The organism is uncultured Lactobacillus sp., assembly GCF_944327175.1.
GTDB lineage: Bacteria > Bacillota > Bacilli > Lactobacillales > Lactobacillaceae > Lactobacillus.
Genome location: NZ_CALVGT010000028.1, coordinates 1 through 15545, shown reverse-complemented (window position 1 = coordinate 15545; position 15545 = coordinate 1). Strand labels below are relative to the sequence as shown.

Genomic DNA, 15545 nt, shown 5'->3' with positions numbered 1-15545 from the left:
TATATTGGTTTAACAACATCAGACGGTCCAATAAACTAAATTACACGACCCCTGTAAAATACAGAGATCGTGTAATGGCAACTATTTAAGATTTTCTAAAATGTCTAACTTTTCTATGGCACTTCAGAAATTCCAGACGTTTTTTGCGCCTATTTTTCTTATTTACCCGATCAAGCCCACCATCTGGTACTTGATCAAGCGGTTCAGTTCCTCCACGTATTCCATCGGCAGTTCCTTGGTAAATGCTTCCACAAAGCCCATCACAATCATTTCCGTATCCTTGGCTTCTGAAATCCTCCTGCTCATCAAATAGTAGAGCTGCTCTTCAGAGATTCTTGCCACCTTGGCCTCGTGCTCTATAGAGATGTTCCCGTTCAAAACTTCAGAAAATAAACAAGTAATTTGACAAATCTTTCAAGCCTGCTACAATGACTAAAAATAATTAACTAGTTATGGAAAGGATCCTGTCAACCGTGAAAAAGCGTCAGAAAAACGACTTCAGCAAAGAAATCCAAGTCAAACATTTTAATGAGCTCTCTGCCCGGGAGGTCTTTTGCCTGTCCAGAATCCGCGATGATGTTTTCGTTGCCGAGCAGGAAATCACGGTTCCTGAACTGGACGACCAGGACCTTTCTGCTTATCACGTCTTCCTTTTAAACGAAAACCAAAGCAATGCCCTGGCGGCCGCCCGCTTCTTCAACAAAGAAGGTCGCTTTTACATCGGCCGGGTCGCCGTGCAAAAAGTTGCCCGCCACCGCGGGATCGCCAGTCAGCTTTTAGGCGCTATTGAAAACTACGTTTTGGCAAATAACTTAACCAAAGAGCTTTACCTCCACGCCCAAGCCAATGCCCGGGACTTCTACCTGGCTAACGGCTACCACGATGTCGGTCCCGTCTTTATGGAAGCTGGCATCCCCCACCAAATGTTGGCTAAATCCCTCGCCTAAGCAGCCGCAAGGCTGCTTTTTTCATGCAAAAAACTGCCCCGGGAAAGGTCCCGGAGCAGTCTGGCGATTTATGAGTTAGTAAAAGAAAGTTTTTTAAAATAGAGGAGTAAAAATATAAAGTAAAAGTTTTAGATTAAAGAGTAATGTTAAAAATGGTAAAAATTATCACGCGCTTTAGTTAAAGGCAATTTCCTGCGCGTCGTCGCCCGCCTCTACAGGGCGCGGGTCGACATCCTTGACTTCTTTAAGCAGGTCCATGTTGGTGTAAACCACCATGACCGTGTTGTCCAGGCCGTGATCAGCCACGTCGGCGATGTCCATTTCCGCCAGCTTATCGCCAGCCTTGACTGAGTCGCCTTGCTCAACAAAGAGCTTGAAGGGTTCCCCCTTCAGTTCCACCGTGTCGATCCCCAAGTGGATCAAGACTTCCAGTTCTTCGTCCGTCTTGATGCCGATGGCGTGCTTGGTCGGGAACAGGGTGGTAATGGTCCCGGAAACCGGGGCAACTACTTCCTGGCCGGTCGGCTTAACGGCAAAACCGTCGCCCAGCATCTTTTGGGAGAAGACGTCATCGCTGACTTCGGACAGGGGAATCAGATTGCCCTTGATGGGCGCCTTGACTTCATTGCCTTTTGACTTGGACTTTTTAAAGAAATTAAACATGAATATCAACCTTTCACCGCTCTAAAGGCGAGAATTACATAGAACACAAAACAAATTACGAATAAAGAAGCAATCAAGTAGGTCAAGGACAGCAGCTGGCTCGGCTTTACCTTGCTCTCTTTAGGTAAATCCTCTCCCCGCCGCAGGGCAAAAATAGCGAAGAGGAGACAGACCCAGTTGCCAACGATCAGCTGGGTCCACAGCTGCAGCTTCATAAACTTCATGTACTGGCGCCGGTCGGCCAAGAGGGCCCCGCCGTCGATCCAGCAGAGGTAACCCAAGAGAAAGTCACCGGCTGCCACGATGATTGACACCGTGGTCGCGGGACTGGCCGCGATGAAGTCAGTGATCGGCTGCTTGGCCGCCCCGGCCTGCAGCTGCAAGAGCAGCAGGTAGGCCAGCGGGGCAAAAAAGAGGACGAAGGTGTAGACTTTTAATATTCTTTTCGGCGTCAGACGGGCAGACTTAGTCAACCTGTCTAGCCAATTCAAAGCTTTCTCTTGCATTATTCATCCTCTTTTCTCAGCCACTCGCAGTAACCGTTAATCAATAAATCAATCATTATGTAAGCCGGGCTAAAAGCCCAGTTCTTGGTGCTGATGCTCTCATGGAAGAGACTTGGCTGGAAAAAGAGACTGTAGTCAGACAGACTGGCCAGCCGGCTCTCCTTGATGGTCGTCAGCGAAGTAATCGTCAAATGCTCATTGAGCAGGTGCAGCTCATCCAGGAGCTGGCACAAGTCTGGATCTTCCCCGGAGAAGGAAATCACAATCAATTGGTCATGGTCTTGCAGCCAATTCTTCGACATCTTCAATTCACTAATCGCTGATGGCATGACAACCGTCGGCTTGCCCACATTCACCAGAAGCTGGTTGGAGAGATAGCTGGCGATAGACGCCTGCTGCCAGCCGGTGGTGTAAATGTAGATATTTTCTGTCTGATTTAAGGTCGAATAAAAGCTTTCAAAATCCAGTGTCCTGAAATAGCCGAGCTCTGAGCGCAGATTCTTGACCAGGCGCTCAGCGAAGGTATCTTGCTGCTTAACCATCCGCTTCTCCCCCTTGGAAAAATCTGCCAGCTCGTATTTTAATTCGCTGTAGCCACTTAGACCGACCTTTTTGCATAAGCGAAAAATGGCCGATTCTGAAACATAAAGTTTCTTGGCCAATTTCGCCAGACTGAGTTCGCTGCATTCAGCAGCATTGTTCAGCAAGTAATTTAAGATCTTCTTATCCGATGGATTCAGATCACTTGATTTTTCCACGATTCGTGCTTTTAGTCCTGCCATAAAAGTCTCCTCTTGCTAACTTGGTGACGTTTTCACCTAGTTAACAGAATAGCACTTTTATGGGCTTAGACCAATTTAAAAACTTACATAATTTCCTTCATCTTGTTGACAACCCGTTCAGCTTCCAGGCCGACCACGATGTCGATTTCCTGGTCATCCCGTCTTTCAACGGCGCTGGCCCCGAACTTCTTGAAGTCGTCGTCGCCGGCAACCTTCTTAGTGTCAAAGACGTGGACTCTTACTCTGGTTGAGCAAGAAGTCAATTCTTTAATGTTGCTTCTGCCACCTAGCAGGTCCAGGTAACCGGTGGCCTTTTCTTCATCCGGGTCGGCTTCGGTCTTGGCAACGGTGTTGCCACTGTCGGCGATGATGCTTTCAATTCTTTCCAAAACTTGGGCAACGTCTAAGCCAACGATGACTTGGATAGCTTGACCGTGACGGACAACGCCGACTGCTCGGTTCTTTCTAAAGGCCGCGTCAGCCCCGACCTTATCAGGATCCTTAACCGTGATCCGCAAACGGGTTGCACAGGAAGTGATTTCTGAAATGTTTTCAGGACCACCCAGTAAAGTGGTGTATGCCGTAGCTCTAGCGATGTATGGGTCGCTGGAGTTTTCGCCAGCTGCTTCAGCAGCTTGTTCAGCAGCCTTAGCTTCCTTGTATTGCTTCTTGTTCATGAGCTTAACTTCTTGATCATCAGCTTCCCGGCCTGGAGTGATGTAGTTAAACTTCACGATCATGAAGCGGAAGATGAAGTAGATAATTGCAGCGTAGATCAAGCCGATGATGAACTGGGCAAGGTAAGCGTGCCAGTGGTTGGCCCAAAGCGGCAGCCAGTTCATGGAAGCAATCCCGATCGCCCCGTCAGTCATTTGACCGGAGACGCCGAAGATATACATGGTCGTATTCATGGTTGCAGCCAGGACTGAGTAGACAATCCACAAAACTGGCGCAGCAAAGAGGTAAGTAAAGTCAACTGGTTCGGTAATCCCGGCCAAGAATGAAGTCAAAGCAGCTGGCAAGAGCAAGGCTGAAGTCTGCTTCTTCTTGTTCTTCTTAGCGGTGTGGTAGAAGGCCAAGCAGATAGCTGGTACCAGGAAGACTTTTTCATTCCCGTAAAGCATGAAGCCCATGTTTGGTGCCAAGACTTTCAAGGACTTAGTGCTTGCAGCAAATTCGGTCAGGTGCTTGAGCCACCATGGTTGCAAACCACCAGCAACAACGGCTGGACCGTATTGGAATGGGATGTAAACCAGGTGGTGCAGGCCAGTTGGGATGAGGACCCGGTTCAAGAAGTTGAAGATCCAGATCCCGATCAAGCCGCTAGAAGCCATGAATTCTTGTAAGGCGGTGATGCCCAGTTGAACCTTTGGCCAAACCAAGCAGGTCAAGAAGGCCATTGGGAACATGGCCGCAAAGCCTAAGATAACAACGAAGGCTGAGCCTTGGAAGGTCCCCAAGAAGTCAGGCAATTTCTTGTCAAAGTAGCGGTTGTGCAGCCAGACCACGATCCCGGCGATGATCAAGGAACCAACGATACTGGTATCCAGGGTCTTGATCCCGCCAATCATGGTCAAGCCTTGGTTGGTGGAGTTAGCCACGATTTGGGTGTTGGCAAAGTCTTTAATCCCAAAAAACTTGCCCCAGTGGGTCAAAAAGCCCCCGATAAAGTAGTTGAAAGTCCAGTAGGTAACGATAGATTCCATCGCTGCCCGCCCTTGGGCCTTCTTAGCTAGCCCGATTGGCAGACCAACCACGAAGAGGATGTCGACTTGGTTGAAGACGGTCCAGCCCCCCTGCTGGATGGTGTCCCACAGGCCATACCAGAAGGTGTTGGGGTTAGCCAGCGAGCCAAAGATTAACGCATTGTTCAAAAGGCTCGTGATGGCAACCACGATACCTGCAAATGAGAAAAGCAGGACAGGGACGAACATCGCTGCCCCGAATTTCTGTAGTTTCTGCATCATAAGCAATCTTCCTCCTTACTGCTTATTGCATTGTTTCTTTTTATTTCAATTCATTCTGACTACTTCAAATCCGGCCAGTACGGCTTGTTGACGACCATCATGTCGTCCAGGATCTTCTTGGCCACGCTTGCGTCTGGAACAGTCTTGTTCAAGGCAAAGGCCTGCAGCATCTTGATGTAGGACTTTTGCTCATAAGCATCAACAACCAGCTTTTCGCAGGTTACTTGTTCCATCATCAGACCCAGTTGGAAGCGGCCGGCTTCACCGACTACCAGCGGCTGCACGCCGTCTGCGCCAAAGAGGCAAGGCACTTCAACGATAGCGTCGTCTGGGAAGTTGCTGATAGCCCCGTTGTTCGGAATGTTGGCCAGGTACTTCTCGTGGGTGTTGAAGGCAATCGCGTGGCAGATGTCAATGATGTAGTTGGAGTGCACTTCGCTTTCCCAAAGGTTGCCCTTGGCCGTGCCTTCCTTGACAATCCGGTCGCATTCACCGAAGACGATCTTTTGCCGGTATTCCAGGATTTCATCGGTTCTGGTGTAGTGCGGGTTGGCGTTTTCCACTTCGTATTGCGGGAAGTAGTAGTACTGCATATAGTTGTTTGGCAGAGTCGTCGGGTCCAAGGCGTAGCAGTCAGCAACCTTCTTGAAAGTTTCGACCCAGCTGGCTTCGGTTTCCTTGTCGAAGTCTCCGCCTACGTAGTAGCCGTTCTTCTTGACGTAGTCTTTCAAAAGCGGCATCAAGTCTTCCCCGGTCTTCTTGTTGGTAACGCTCTTCCACCAGCCGAAGTGGTTCAGGCCGTAGTAGGTAAAGTCGAGGTCCTTGAAGCTCTTGAGCCCGGCAATGGCTGCCATTCTGCCCATGTCATCGATTGGCATGTCGCAGATGTTGATAACCTTGGCATTCGGGCGGAAGCGCCGGCAGGCTTCAGAGACAATCGCGATCGTGTTGGAGTAGTTGACCATCCAAGCATTTGGCGAGTACTTTTCCATGAAGTCGATGATTTCAATGATGGCTGGGATTGACCGCAAACCGTAGGCCATGCCTCCGGGGCCGGTAGTTTCCTGGCCGTTGACCCCGTACTTCAAAGGAATCTTTTCATCCTGGCTACGCATTTCGTACTTGCCGACTCTGATTGAGCCCAAGACGAAGTCAACGTCAGTGAAGGCTTCTTCCGGGTCAGTCGTATATTCAAATTCGACTTGCGGTGCCTTTTCCTTGACGATGATGGCACAGGCGTCACCGATCTTCTTTTGCCGGTCAGCATCAATGTCGTACAGTTTCAGTTTCCGCAGGGGAAGCTTGTCTTGGTTGGCACAGAGACTGATAACAAAGCCAGGGGTGAAGGTGCTGCCACCGCCGGCAATAACTACTGAAAATTTCTTATCTGGCATAAATCAATTGCTCCTTACAAAAGACATTGTTTCATCACATGGGGCCTTTCAGGCGCCCCGACCTCCCGTAAGCTTGCTTACACTTTTATTATGACACCGCTTCCAGATGTGTAAAGCGTTTATGGAAACAAAGGACAATATTTCAGATTGTGAAAGGTATTTCGCAAGAGCGAAAACTATTTCGGAAAGCGGTCTGGACTAATTTTTGCAAAGAAAAAAGGTACTGGTCTGGCTAGTACCTCGCGATTGACTTAATTTAGGTAACTAAAGCTGCAGGCCATTTGGCAGAGCCAAGGCAACAGCGAAGACCAGCAGAGCAGCGCCGATCACCCAAAAAGCAAATTTCTGCCCCTTTGGCAGCTCCTTTTCAACACCAAAAATTACCAAGCCCAGACCAATCAAGCCAGACAAAAGCATGATCCAAAAACCCATTGTCTATCCTCTTTCTATTACTCTGAATGAATTTTTTGCTTACACTTATTCTACAACTAATGCCGGCCTTTGAAAAAGTTTTTTGGAAAGCGTAATATGCAGATAAGTATACGCGAATACAAAGAAATCCGCCTTCCGGCGGATTTCTTAAATTCTGTATTTTCTGCGCAGTTCCCGGTCCTGGTCGCGCTTCTTGATCGTTTCGCGCTTGTCGTATTCCTTCTTACCCTGGGCTACGCCAATCAAGACCTTGGCAAAACCATGCTTTAAATAGACCTTGAGCGGTACGATAGTCATCCCTTTTTGGGCCTTGACATCGGCCAGTTTGGCGATTTCCTTCTTATGCAAAAGTAGTCTGCGACTTCTCAGCGGGTCATGGTTGTAGCGGTTGCCTTCCTTGTATTCATCGATATGAACATTTTCCAGGAAGGCCGACCCGTTGATGATCTGCACGTAGCCGTCGCGCAAGGTCACGTGCCGGGCTCTGACTGACTTGATCTCCGTCCCCGTCAAAGCAATCCCGGCTTCATAAGTATCCTTGATGAAATAATCATGCCGGGCTTGCCGGTTCTGCGCGAGGACATTTTCATCCTTGGCTTTTTGTTTCATAAAAAACCTCCCGCTTACATATTAACGGTTTGGCCGCCGGCGGTTGCCTCTTTCACTTTGCCCCAGCCGCTGACCGCGGTTGTTGCGGCTTGGCTTGTGGCGTCTGTCACCGCTCTTGTCGCGGCCGCCGTAATTGCGCCGGCCCTTGAAGTTCCGGTCCCCGTTTCTTCTGCCCATCCCGCGGTCATTGTGGGGCCGCTTTTTGGCATCTGGATCGTAAACTTCAAAGTCCAGCTGGTGCTGCTCAACATTAGCATTTGTCAAGACAACCTTGATCGGCATCCCTACCTTATACTTCTTGTGGGTTGCCCGGCCGGTCAAAGTCATGGTCTTTTCATCGTATGAGTAGTAGTCGTCCTTCAAGTTGGAGATGTGGATCAAACCTTCCACCGTGTTCTCCAACTGCACGAACATCCCAAAGCTGGTTACTGATGAAACAACCGCTTCAAACTTGTTGCCGACCTGGTCAGCCATGTATTCGGTCATCTTCAAGTCGTTGGTTGCCCGTTCCGTATCGATTGACCGCCGCTCTTGCGTTGAAGTCTGGTCAGCTACTTCCGGAAGTTCTTCCTTAAAGTGCTCCTTGACCTCATCCCCCATTCCTTCTTCCAGGTAGGCGTGGATCATCCGGTGAACCATGGTGTCTGAATACCGGCGGATCGGGGAAGTAAAGTGGGTGTAGTACTTGGCTGCGATCCCGAAGTGGCCCAGCGGATCTTCTGAGTAGTGGGCCTGCTTCAAGCTCCGCAGCATCATCATCTGCACAACTGCTTCTTCCGGCGTGCCCAAAGTCTTGGTAACCACCTTCTGCAAGTCCAGCGGCTTGATATCGTTTGGATCTGCCTTGACGTTCAAGCCGAAGGCACTGCAGAATTCAAAAAATCTGGTGATCCGGTCAGCTTCCGGCGTTTCGTGCACCCGGTAAAGGAAAGGCACCTTTTTTCTGTAGTAGGCTTCTGCCACAGTTTCATTGGCCAAAAGCATGAAGGATTCAATCATCTTTTCGGCCGTCCCCCGGCTGTGCAAGACGATGTCCACCGGCTTGCCCTTCTCATCCACGATGATCTTGGCTTCCGGTTCTTCAAAGTCGATGGCCCCCCGGGCGTGGCGCTGGTTATACAGGGCTTCATGCAGAGCTGCCATGTCCTTGAGCATTGGCCGCACCTTAACATACTTGTCTTCCAAGTCGCTGTCTGGCACGTCAGCGCGCAAGGCCTGGTTGACCTTGTTGTAGGTCAAGCGGCCGTGGGACCGCATCAAGGCCGGGTAGATGTCATAAGATACCCGCTTACCTTCCGGGGTGATTTCCATGTCACAGGACAAAACCAAACGGTCAACGCCTTCGTTCAAGGAACAGATCCCGTTGGACAGTCTGAACGGCAGCATCGGAATAACCCGGTCGACCAAGTAGGTACTGTTGCCCCGGGCAAAAGCTTCCCGGTCCAAAGGCGTTCCTTCCTTAACATAGTGGGCCACGTCAGCGATGTGGACGCCCAGGTGGTAGTTGCCGTTGTCCAGCTTCCACAAAACGACCGCGTCGTCAAAGTCCTTGGAGTCATCCCCGTCGATCGTGACGGCTGGCTGGTCGGTGATGTCCCGCCGGCCTGGCTCATGCTTTTCTTCTTCAGTTACGTGGTCCGGGATAGCATTGGCCTGCTCTAAAGCATCTTCTGGCCATTCAGTCCGGATGTCGTGTTCAGCCACGATGGACATGATGTCCACGCCCGGGTCGTTCTTGTTACCGATAATTTCGACAACTGCCCCGGTCATCTGGTCTGGCAAGTCTTCGGTCGGGTAAGTCTTCAGAGATACCTTGACCATATCCCCCATTTGCGGGATCAAGCCGTTTTCGGATACATAGACCCGGTACTTCTTGAACTTCTTGTTGGTCGAAATTACGTAGCCGGCAAAGTGGCTGATCTTGACCTGCAGGTCTTCCAAAGGGGTGTATTCGCCGACAATGCTGCTAGCCCCGCGCTCCAGGATTTCTTCAACCTGCCCTTCCGGCCCCTTTCCGTTCCATGGGTTGCCGCCGGCCGTGATCTTGACCTTGACCCGGTCTCCGTCTAAAGCCAATTTGGTAGCGTCAGAGTTGATGAACACGTCATCGGCTTCCTCATCGTCTAAGCGGACAAAGCCAAAGCCCTTGTCGTTGGCCCGGAAGACCCCTTCGACTTCAGTATTTTCCTGGGCCAGCTGGTAGCGGCCGTTGCCGTCAGTGATGATCTGCTTTTCCTGCTCCAGGTAGGCCAGGGCCTTGACCAGGTCGGTAAAGTTGCCCAAGCGGTCCCGGCGGGCCTGCCGCTCGATCTGGTCAACGCTGAATTGCTTTTGCGGGTTATGCCGGAAGATCTCTAACACGCCCGCCAATACAGTCTCGTTTTGCGCCATTATTTTCTCCATCTGTATTTTCGTTAAAAAAAACCTCCCATCAAGCAAGTGATCGGGAGGTTAATGATTATTTAGAAGACAGGATTGCCAAAATAATCGAAAAAGCAAAGAACAATACCAGTAGAACTGACGTCACTTTTTCCATAAAGGCTTCAAAGCCCCGCTTCTTGGTCTGGCCGCTAAAGACGGCGCCGCCGGACAAAGCGTTCAAGGCATCTTGCTGCTTCTGTGGTTGCATCATTGTCGCAATAATGATCAGCACTGAAACAATGATCAACAGCGTCATAATAAAGTTGTACAATGCACTGCCTCCAATTTATTCTACAATTACTCTACTATTCTATCATAGATAGACTTACTTTGTCTTAGTTTTTTTCAGTTCGGGCGCGTCAGTTTTATAAAGACTGCTTGCGTCCTTCTTGCCCAGCTGGCTCTTTAAGCTGGTCTTGCTCTTACCGGCTTCTGCCAGTTTCTTTAAAGAGTCAGTCTTGTTGTAGTCATAGTCGCTGGTCTTGACCGGAGTGAACCAGGACGGGTGGTAGAAGCGAAGCAGGTTCCCGGTCACGACCCGGTCAGACAGGGTCAGCTGGGTCAAAACCTGGTTGGCGATCAGGCGGCAGGCCTTCTTTTCCTTGGCACTGGTGACCTTCTTGCCAGTCTTGGTGTAATAGTAGCTGCTCCCCACCTTGGTGTAGGTCGGGGTAATAAAGTTCCCGTTCCGCTGGACCACGACTTGCGAGTTCTTTTTGCTTAAAAGATCATGGCCAAACAAAATCATGTCCTTGCTCTTGATCCCCAGCAGGTTGAGCAGGGTCGGCATCACGTCGATTTCCCCGCCGTAGGTATGCTTAATGCCGCCTTTAAGGTTGCTTGCGTAAAACATGAGCGGCACTCTTTGCTGCTGCTGGTCGTCAAACTCCCCGTAATTTTTCTTCCCGGTCAGCTGGGCCATGGCATCGTTGTGGTTGTTGGAAATTCCGTAGTGGTCCCCGTAGAAGACCAGGAGGGTCTTTTTATCCAGGCCGGTCTTCTTCAGCCAGGCCATGAATTCGCCGATCGCCTGGTCCAGGTAGTGGGCCGTCTGCACGTAGCCGTCAACCGTGTTGTCCCCGGTCGTGGTCTTCTTGATCGACTGGTTCTGCTTGTCCAGGGTATATGGGTAGTGGTTGGTGACCGTGATCATCTTCAGGTAAAAAGGCTGGGGCAGTTCAGAGATGTACTTGGCCGACTGCTTGAAGAAGATCTTGTCCTTTAAACCGTAGCCCAAGTACCAGCTGTTTTGGTACTGGTAGTAGTTCAAGGAAGCAAAATAATCATAGCCAAAAGACTTGTAGGCATTGTTCCGGTTCCAGAAGGACCCCGTCCCCCCGTGCATAACAGCAGAAGTGTAGCCGCTTTTTTGCTTCAAAATGGCCGGCATGGATTCAAAAGTGTTGCTGGTCCCGTAAGTCGACATGGCTGACCCCGACTGGACCCCGAAGAGGGAATTTTCCAGCATCAGTTCCGCGTCAGAGGTCTTCCCCTGCCCCACCTGGTTGAAAAAGTTATCAAAAGCCAGAGTGTGCTTGGAATGGTAGATCTTGTTCAAGTTAGGCGTGACTTCCTTGCCCTTCCACTTGTAGCCGATCAAAAACTGCTGGAAGCTTTCCAGGTGGATGACGATGACATTTTTCCCCTTGGCCACTCCCGTATAAGCTGAATTTGGCTGAACGTAGTTGGCCTTGAGGTACTTTTTAACAGAGCTCAAATCCGACACCTTGGCATTAGCCATCTGAGCGTTGGTCTGGGCCGTCTTGATCCCGTCATAAAGGGCATATTCGTTGATCCCTAAATACTTGACGATGTAGTTGTTGTCAAAAGTCCGCGTGAGCAGGCCTGACCGGTCCTTTTGGGCCAAAAGGAGGTTGCCCCCCATCAAGATGAGGGCCGTCAGTTCAATGGCAACCTTCCTTTTCCAAGACTGGGCGTAGAGGTCCATTTTGAAAAACTTCCCCAGCAAAAGCCCCAACAGGATCAAGGGGTCAGCAAAGGCTAAAAAGTCGCTGCCCTTGAGGATGCCGGCAATGCTTTTGCCCAAATTCTCCGAAGCGCTGCCCGAATTCTGCAGCAGGGAGAAAGAGAGGAAGTTGGAGAATTCCCGGTAGTAGAGGATGTTGGCAAAGAGCCAGGTAGCCAGGAGGAAGTCCAGGACAAGCATGGTCCAGTAGGACTTGCGCCCCTTCATCAGCATCCCCAGACCCAGGATCAGCATCCCCGACGGAATAGGGTTAATGAGCAAAAGAAAGCCCTGCATCGGCCCCGTTGCCCCCAGGGTAAACTTGGTCAGATAGATTAGGTAACACTTGAGCCAGTAGCCGAAGACCGCCAGGGCGAAGAAGCCGTTCTTGGAAGTCCGCAGCCAGTTAACGAATTCTTTGAGTTTTTGCATTTTTCCACCTCAAAAAATCAGTCCCGCAATTTGGCCGGCTTGAAAGACCAGCCAAAGAGGCCGAGAATCATGCCGAAGAAGTAGGTCGCAAAGCGCCACAAGAACATGGCTAAAACGACCACCCCTGGCTGGCTGATGAAGCTGGCAAACAGGGTCTGGAAGCTGAATTCCGCCCCGCCACTGGCCCCAGGAAGCGGGATCACAGCCATGAACATGATGATCAAGATCGTCATTAGGGTTACCTGGACATAGTCAACCGGCTGACCCAGCGCCCGCAAAGTCAAAAATGGCGCTGAGTAGTAGCAAAGCAGCTGGCCAACCGTCAAGAGGACCACGCCCCAGAGTTTGTTCTTCTCGGCCTTGAGGGCCTGGCTTTCCTTGTAGAAGCTTTCCACCTGATCCAGGGTTGACTTTTCCCAGGCCTGGGCCTTTTCCTGGCCAAAAATCCGGCCCAAAAGCTTCATCAGCTTTTTAACCATCTTGACCGTCCAGTTATGGGCAAACATGGCTAAAAGCAGCAGGATGATGGAGAAAACGTGTAGGGCAAAGCCCAGGAAAATAAAGATGGCTAAAGCCGAGAACTTGCCGGCCACAAAGTGAAAGCCGAAGATAAAGGCCGTCAAATAGGCAAATAAGACAACCAGCTGGTAACAGATGAACTTCATCATCAAAATTGAGGTTGCCCGGCCGCCGGCCATGCCCATTTCCACCATGGCCGCCAATTGCGACGGCTGCCCGCCAGTAGCCATCGGGGTAATCCCGTTGAAAAGGGCCTGGATGAGCGGAATCCGCAGATAAGACCAGAAGCTCCGCTTGGCTGTCCCCGGCCTTTTGGCCAAAAGGCGGAGGATCAAGGCTTCACAGACATAGGACAAGGCCATGGCCAAAAAGACCAGGACCAGGCGCCAGGGAATGATCTGTCCAGCTGCCGCCTTTAAAGTCGCCATTGGCGTGGCCCGGAGGTCGAAGTATAAAACAAGGGAGCTGATCAATAAGACGATCAGGACTCCCCAGAAATTTTTCTTATTCATAACTGATCTGCCCCAATTCGCGGCCCAGCTGGTACTGCTCCTGGTAGAAGTCCCGCCAGATTTCAGCCAGATGGTCTTCAGAGTACTGCTGGCTGGCCTTGCGAGAAAGCTCCTGCTGGCGGGCCAGGACTTCCGGATGGGTGGCCGCGAAGCGCAGCTGCTCGTTCATTTCATCAAAATCCTTGCCAGACAGGTAGTAGCCGTCAATAATGGCCCGGTAAAGGTCCAAATCCCGCAATAAGACCGGAGTCCCGCAGCTGAAGGCTTCCAGAACTGACATTGGGAAGAGTTCGTCAAAGGATGGCAAGATGAAGAGGTCGGCCATGTTCAAGTAGTCAACCAGCTTTTCCCGGTCAATGATGCCGGTAAAGGTCAGGTTCTTTGGTGGATTGTCCACCAGCTGCTTGAAGTGGTCATAGCCGTCAGTAATCTTGCCAAAAGAGAAGCCGCCGGCCCAGATGAACTGGTAGTCGGGGTTGGCTTCAGCCAATTTGGCGAAGTCGTCGACCCCTTTTCTGGCCTGAACCTGCCCGTCGCCAAAGACGACGAACTTGTCCTGGGGGATGCCCAGTTCTTGCCGGGTAGCGTTCTTCTTGGCCTGGGTCTGTTCATAGAATTCCCTCTTAGCCACGAAATTCGGAATATAGCGGATCTTGTTTCTGTCCAGGCCGTATTCCGCCAGCTTGTCGATAAAGATCGGATTGACGACCACGATCTGGTCCATCCGCTTGTAAAAGTCGATCACATACTGGTAGAAGACCTTCTTGGCTACCCCTGGCAATTTTATTGACCCTTCCAAGGTGTCCGGCAAAAAGTGGACGTAACCGATCTTGCGGCCTCTGGCTGGTGAGAAGCTGTTGGCAAAGTAGGTCGGATTGATGGTGTGGTAGTGGGTCAGGTCGCTTCTGCCATACTTGTTGATGGTGACATAGAAGTCATCGACCAGGTGGGTCCGAAGAAGCCGGATCAGTTCCAGGTAGGCTGCCCCGACCCCCTGGCCGGCGACCGAGTCCGCCTGGGAAAACATGTTGATTCTAATCATTGCTGTCCTCTTTTTTCACTTGATAATTGTCAATCGCGTACTGGTAAAACTTGCAGACTTCGCTGGCAAAGTGGCTGGCGGAGATCTCTTCCAGCTTCTTTTCCAAGAGCTGAGGCGGAATCTCCTGCCGGCCTTGGCGCAGGTAAGCCGCGATTTCTTCCTTCATCTGCCGCAAGCTTTCAAAAGTCAAGCCGTAAGCCGGATCGTCAAAGACCTGGTCAGTGTAGTCGGTCTTGTAAACCACGCACTTGCGCCCGCTGCCCAGGGCCTCGATATAAGTCAGCCCCTGGGTTTCCGTGTCGCTGGCTGAAACGAAGAAGTCAGCCATCTTATAGTAGCTGGCGACCTGGTTATGGGGAATATTGCCGGCAAAAATCACATGGTCTTCCAAAGTCAAGCGCTCAACCTGCTCTTTTAAGACATCCACGTCCGGGCCGTCGCCGGCGATAACGAAGACCAGCTTAGGGAATTCGGTCAACAGGTCCGGCATAACCCGGAGGATACGGTCAATCTTCTTTTCCGCGGCTACCCGGCCCAGGGTGATGATCACCTGGGCATCCGGGGCAATCCCCAGTTTCTCCCGCAGATCCGTCTTGTCCGGGCCACTGATAGCGTCCAGGTCGACCCCGGTAGGAATCACCCGCATAGGGATTTCTACCCCGTAGCGGTTTAATAAAGCCGATACCCGCTGGCTTGGGGCGATGACCCCGTCCATATTCTTCAAGTAGCTCTTGGTAAACTGCTGAACATGAACCGGCCGGAGCAGGTGACCGTTTAAGACATAGTGCAAGTAGTCTTCGTACATGGTGTGGTAGGTGTGGATGGCTGGAATGCCCAATTGCTTGGCCACGTACTTGCCGATTGAGCCCATGGAAAATTCGGTCTGGGTGTGGACGATGTCCAGGTTGACCTCCTTGGCCACCTTGGCTGCCTCAAACAGGCCCCGGAAGGCGATCCGCCGTTCAGAGAAGCCGATAAAGGGCACGGAGCTGAAGCGGAAGATATTGGCTTCAACCGTGTCCTTGTCCACGTTGGGATCAGTCGTCGTAAAGATGAAGACATTGTGACCCTGGGCCTCCAAAGCTTCTTTAAGGGTTTTGATCGACGTCGCCACCCCGCTGTTTTGCGGGAAATAGGTGTCTGTAAACAAACCGATATTCATATGCGCTCATTACCTCCATACTAAAAAACATTATAGAGAATCGGCAAAAGAGGTGCAAATTTCTGGCTCTATAATATTTCTTACTGATGGGTGTCAAGTCACACACCCGTCGGTAAGATTTTTTGTTTAAAATAAAAAAAGAGGCACATAGGCCTCGCTATCTCTAACTTAAAATCATCTACCACAATTTT

15 protein-coding genes and 1 pseudogene are annotated in these 15545 nt (G+C 50.8%); 2 read left to right on the top strand and 14 right to left on the bottom strand.

From position 1 onward, the window contains the following. Positions 1-89: IS3 family transposase (locus Q0J41_RS08535; RefSeq protein ID WP_326832072.1), on the top strand; the 89-nt coding region annotated here is incomplete at its 5' end. 73 nt (positions 90-162) lie between these two features. Here Q0J41_RS08535 and Q0J41_RS04000 read toward each other — a convergent pair. Next, positions 163-390: pseudogene (locus Q0J41_RS04000) on the bottom strand (SufD family Fe-S cluster assembly protein); the annotation flags it as partial. Positions 391-452: 62 nt separating this feature from the next. Between Q0J41_RS04000 and Q0J41_RS03995 the strand changes: the two are divergent. Continuing rightward, positions 453-947, top strand: a complete 495-nt coding sequence (locus Q0J41_RS03995; RefSeq protein WP_296226416.1) for a GNAT family N-acetyltransferase — start codon at positions 453-455, stop codon at positions 945-947. Between the two features lie 174 nt (positions 948-1121). Here the strand turns inward: Q0J41_RS03995 and Q0J41_RS03990 are convergent, their stop codons facing one another. The 13 genes from Q0J41_RS03990 to Q0J41_RS03930 all read right to left on the bottom strand — a co-directional run bounded on the left by Q0J41_RS03990 (position 1122) and on the right by Q0J41_RS03930 (position 15354). Next, complete coding sequence (locus tag Q0J41_RS03990) at positions 1122-1610, bottom strand: PTS glucose transporter subunit IIA (RefSeq protein ID WP_296226414.1); 489 nt, start codon at positions 1608-1610, stop codon at positions 1122-1124. Positions 1611-1615: 5 nt separating this feature from the next. Further along, a complete protein-coding gene (locus Q0J41_RS03985; protein WP_296226412.1) occupies positions 1616-2116 on the bottom strand; it encodes a hypothetical protein in 501 nt (166 codons plus the stop codon). After that, a complete protein-coding gene (locus Q0J41_RS03980; protein ID WP_296226409.1) occupies positions 2116-2898 on the bottom strand; it encodes a MurR/RpiR family transcriptional regulator in 783 nt (260 codons plus the stop codon). The genes Q0J41_RS03985 and Q0J41_RS03980 overlap by 1 nt, the downstream gene beginning before the upstream one ends. 83 nt (positions 2899-2981) lie before the next feature. Next, on the bottom strand, positions 2982-4865 hold the full coding sequence (locus tag Q0J41_RS03975; protein WP_296226406.1) for an alpha-glucoside-specific PTS transporter subunit IIBC: 1884 nt from the start codon (positions 4863-4865) through the stop codon (positions 2982-2984). 59 nt (positions 4866-4924) lie between these two features. Further along, positions 4925-6259 (bottom strand): 6-phospho-alpha-glucosidase, encoded by a 1335-nt coding sequence (locus Q0J41_RS03970; protein ID WP_296226404.1) that lies wholly within the window; start codon positions 6257-6259, stop codon positions 4925-4927. A 264-nt stretch (positions 6260-6523) separates the two neighbouring features. Then, a complete protein-coding gene (locus Q0J41_RS03965; RefSeq protein ID WP_296226402.1) occupies positions 6524-6691 on the bottom strand; it encodes a hypothetical protein in 168 nt (55 codons plus the stop codon). Positions 6692-6838: 147 nt separating this feature from the next. Next, the gene (smpB, locus tag Q0J41_RS03960; RefSeq protein ID WP_003611142.1) at positions 6839-7300 is read right to left on the bottom strand and encodes an SsrA-binding protein SmpB; all 462 of its coding nucleotides are present in this window, start codon (positions 7298-7300) and stop codon (positions 6839-6841) included. 21 nt (positions 7301-7321) lie between these two features. Then, entirely contained in the window at positions 7322-9691 is a 2370-nt protein-coding gene (rnr, locus tag Q0J41_RS03955) for a ribonuclease R (RefSeq protein ID WP_296226397.1), read from the bottom strand. Positions 9692-9758: 67 nt separating this feature from the next. Beyond that, positions 9759-9992, bottom strand: coding sequence for a preprotein translocase subunit SecG (gene secG / locus Q0J41_RS03950; protein WP_002876914.1), 234 nt, complete (start codon positions 9990-9992; stop codon positions 9759-9761). A 54-nt stretch (positions 9993-10046) separates the two neighbouring features. Then, positions 10047-12119 (bottom strand): LTA synthase family protein, encoded by a 2073-nt coding sequence (locus tag Q0J41_RS03945; protein ID WP_296226387.1) that lies wholly within the window; start codon positions 12117-12119, stop codon positions 10047-10049. A gap of 17 nt (positions 12120-12136) precedes the next feature. Next, entirely contained in the window at positions 12137-13150 is a 1014-nt protein-coding gene (locus Q0J41_RS03940) for a lysylphosphatidylglycerol synthase transmembrane domain-containing protein (protein ID WP_296226386.1), read from the bottom strand. Continuing rightward, complete coding sequence (locus Q0J41_RS03935; protein ID WP_296226383.1) at positions 13143-14192, bottom strand: glycosyltransferase family 4 protein; 1050 nt, start codon at positions 14190-14192, stop codon at positions 13143-13145. Before Q0J41_RS03935 ends, Q0J41_RS03940 begins: the two co-directional genes overlap by 8 nt. Next, positions 14185-15354: a glycosyltransferase family 4 protein gene (locus tag Q0J41_RS03930; RefSeq protein WP_296226382.1), complete on the bottom strand. Its 1170-nt coding sequence runs from the start codon at positions 15352-15354 to the stop codon at positions 14185-14187. The genes Q0J41_RS03935 and Q0J41_RS03930 overlap by 8 nt, the downstream gene beginning before the upstream one ends. Positions 15355-15545 lie beyond the last annotated feature (191 nt).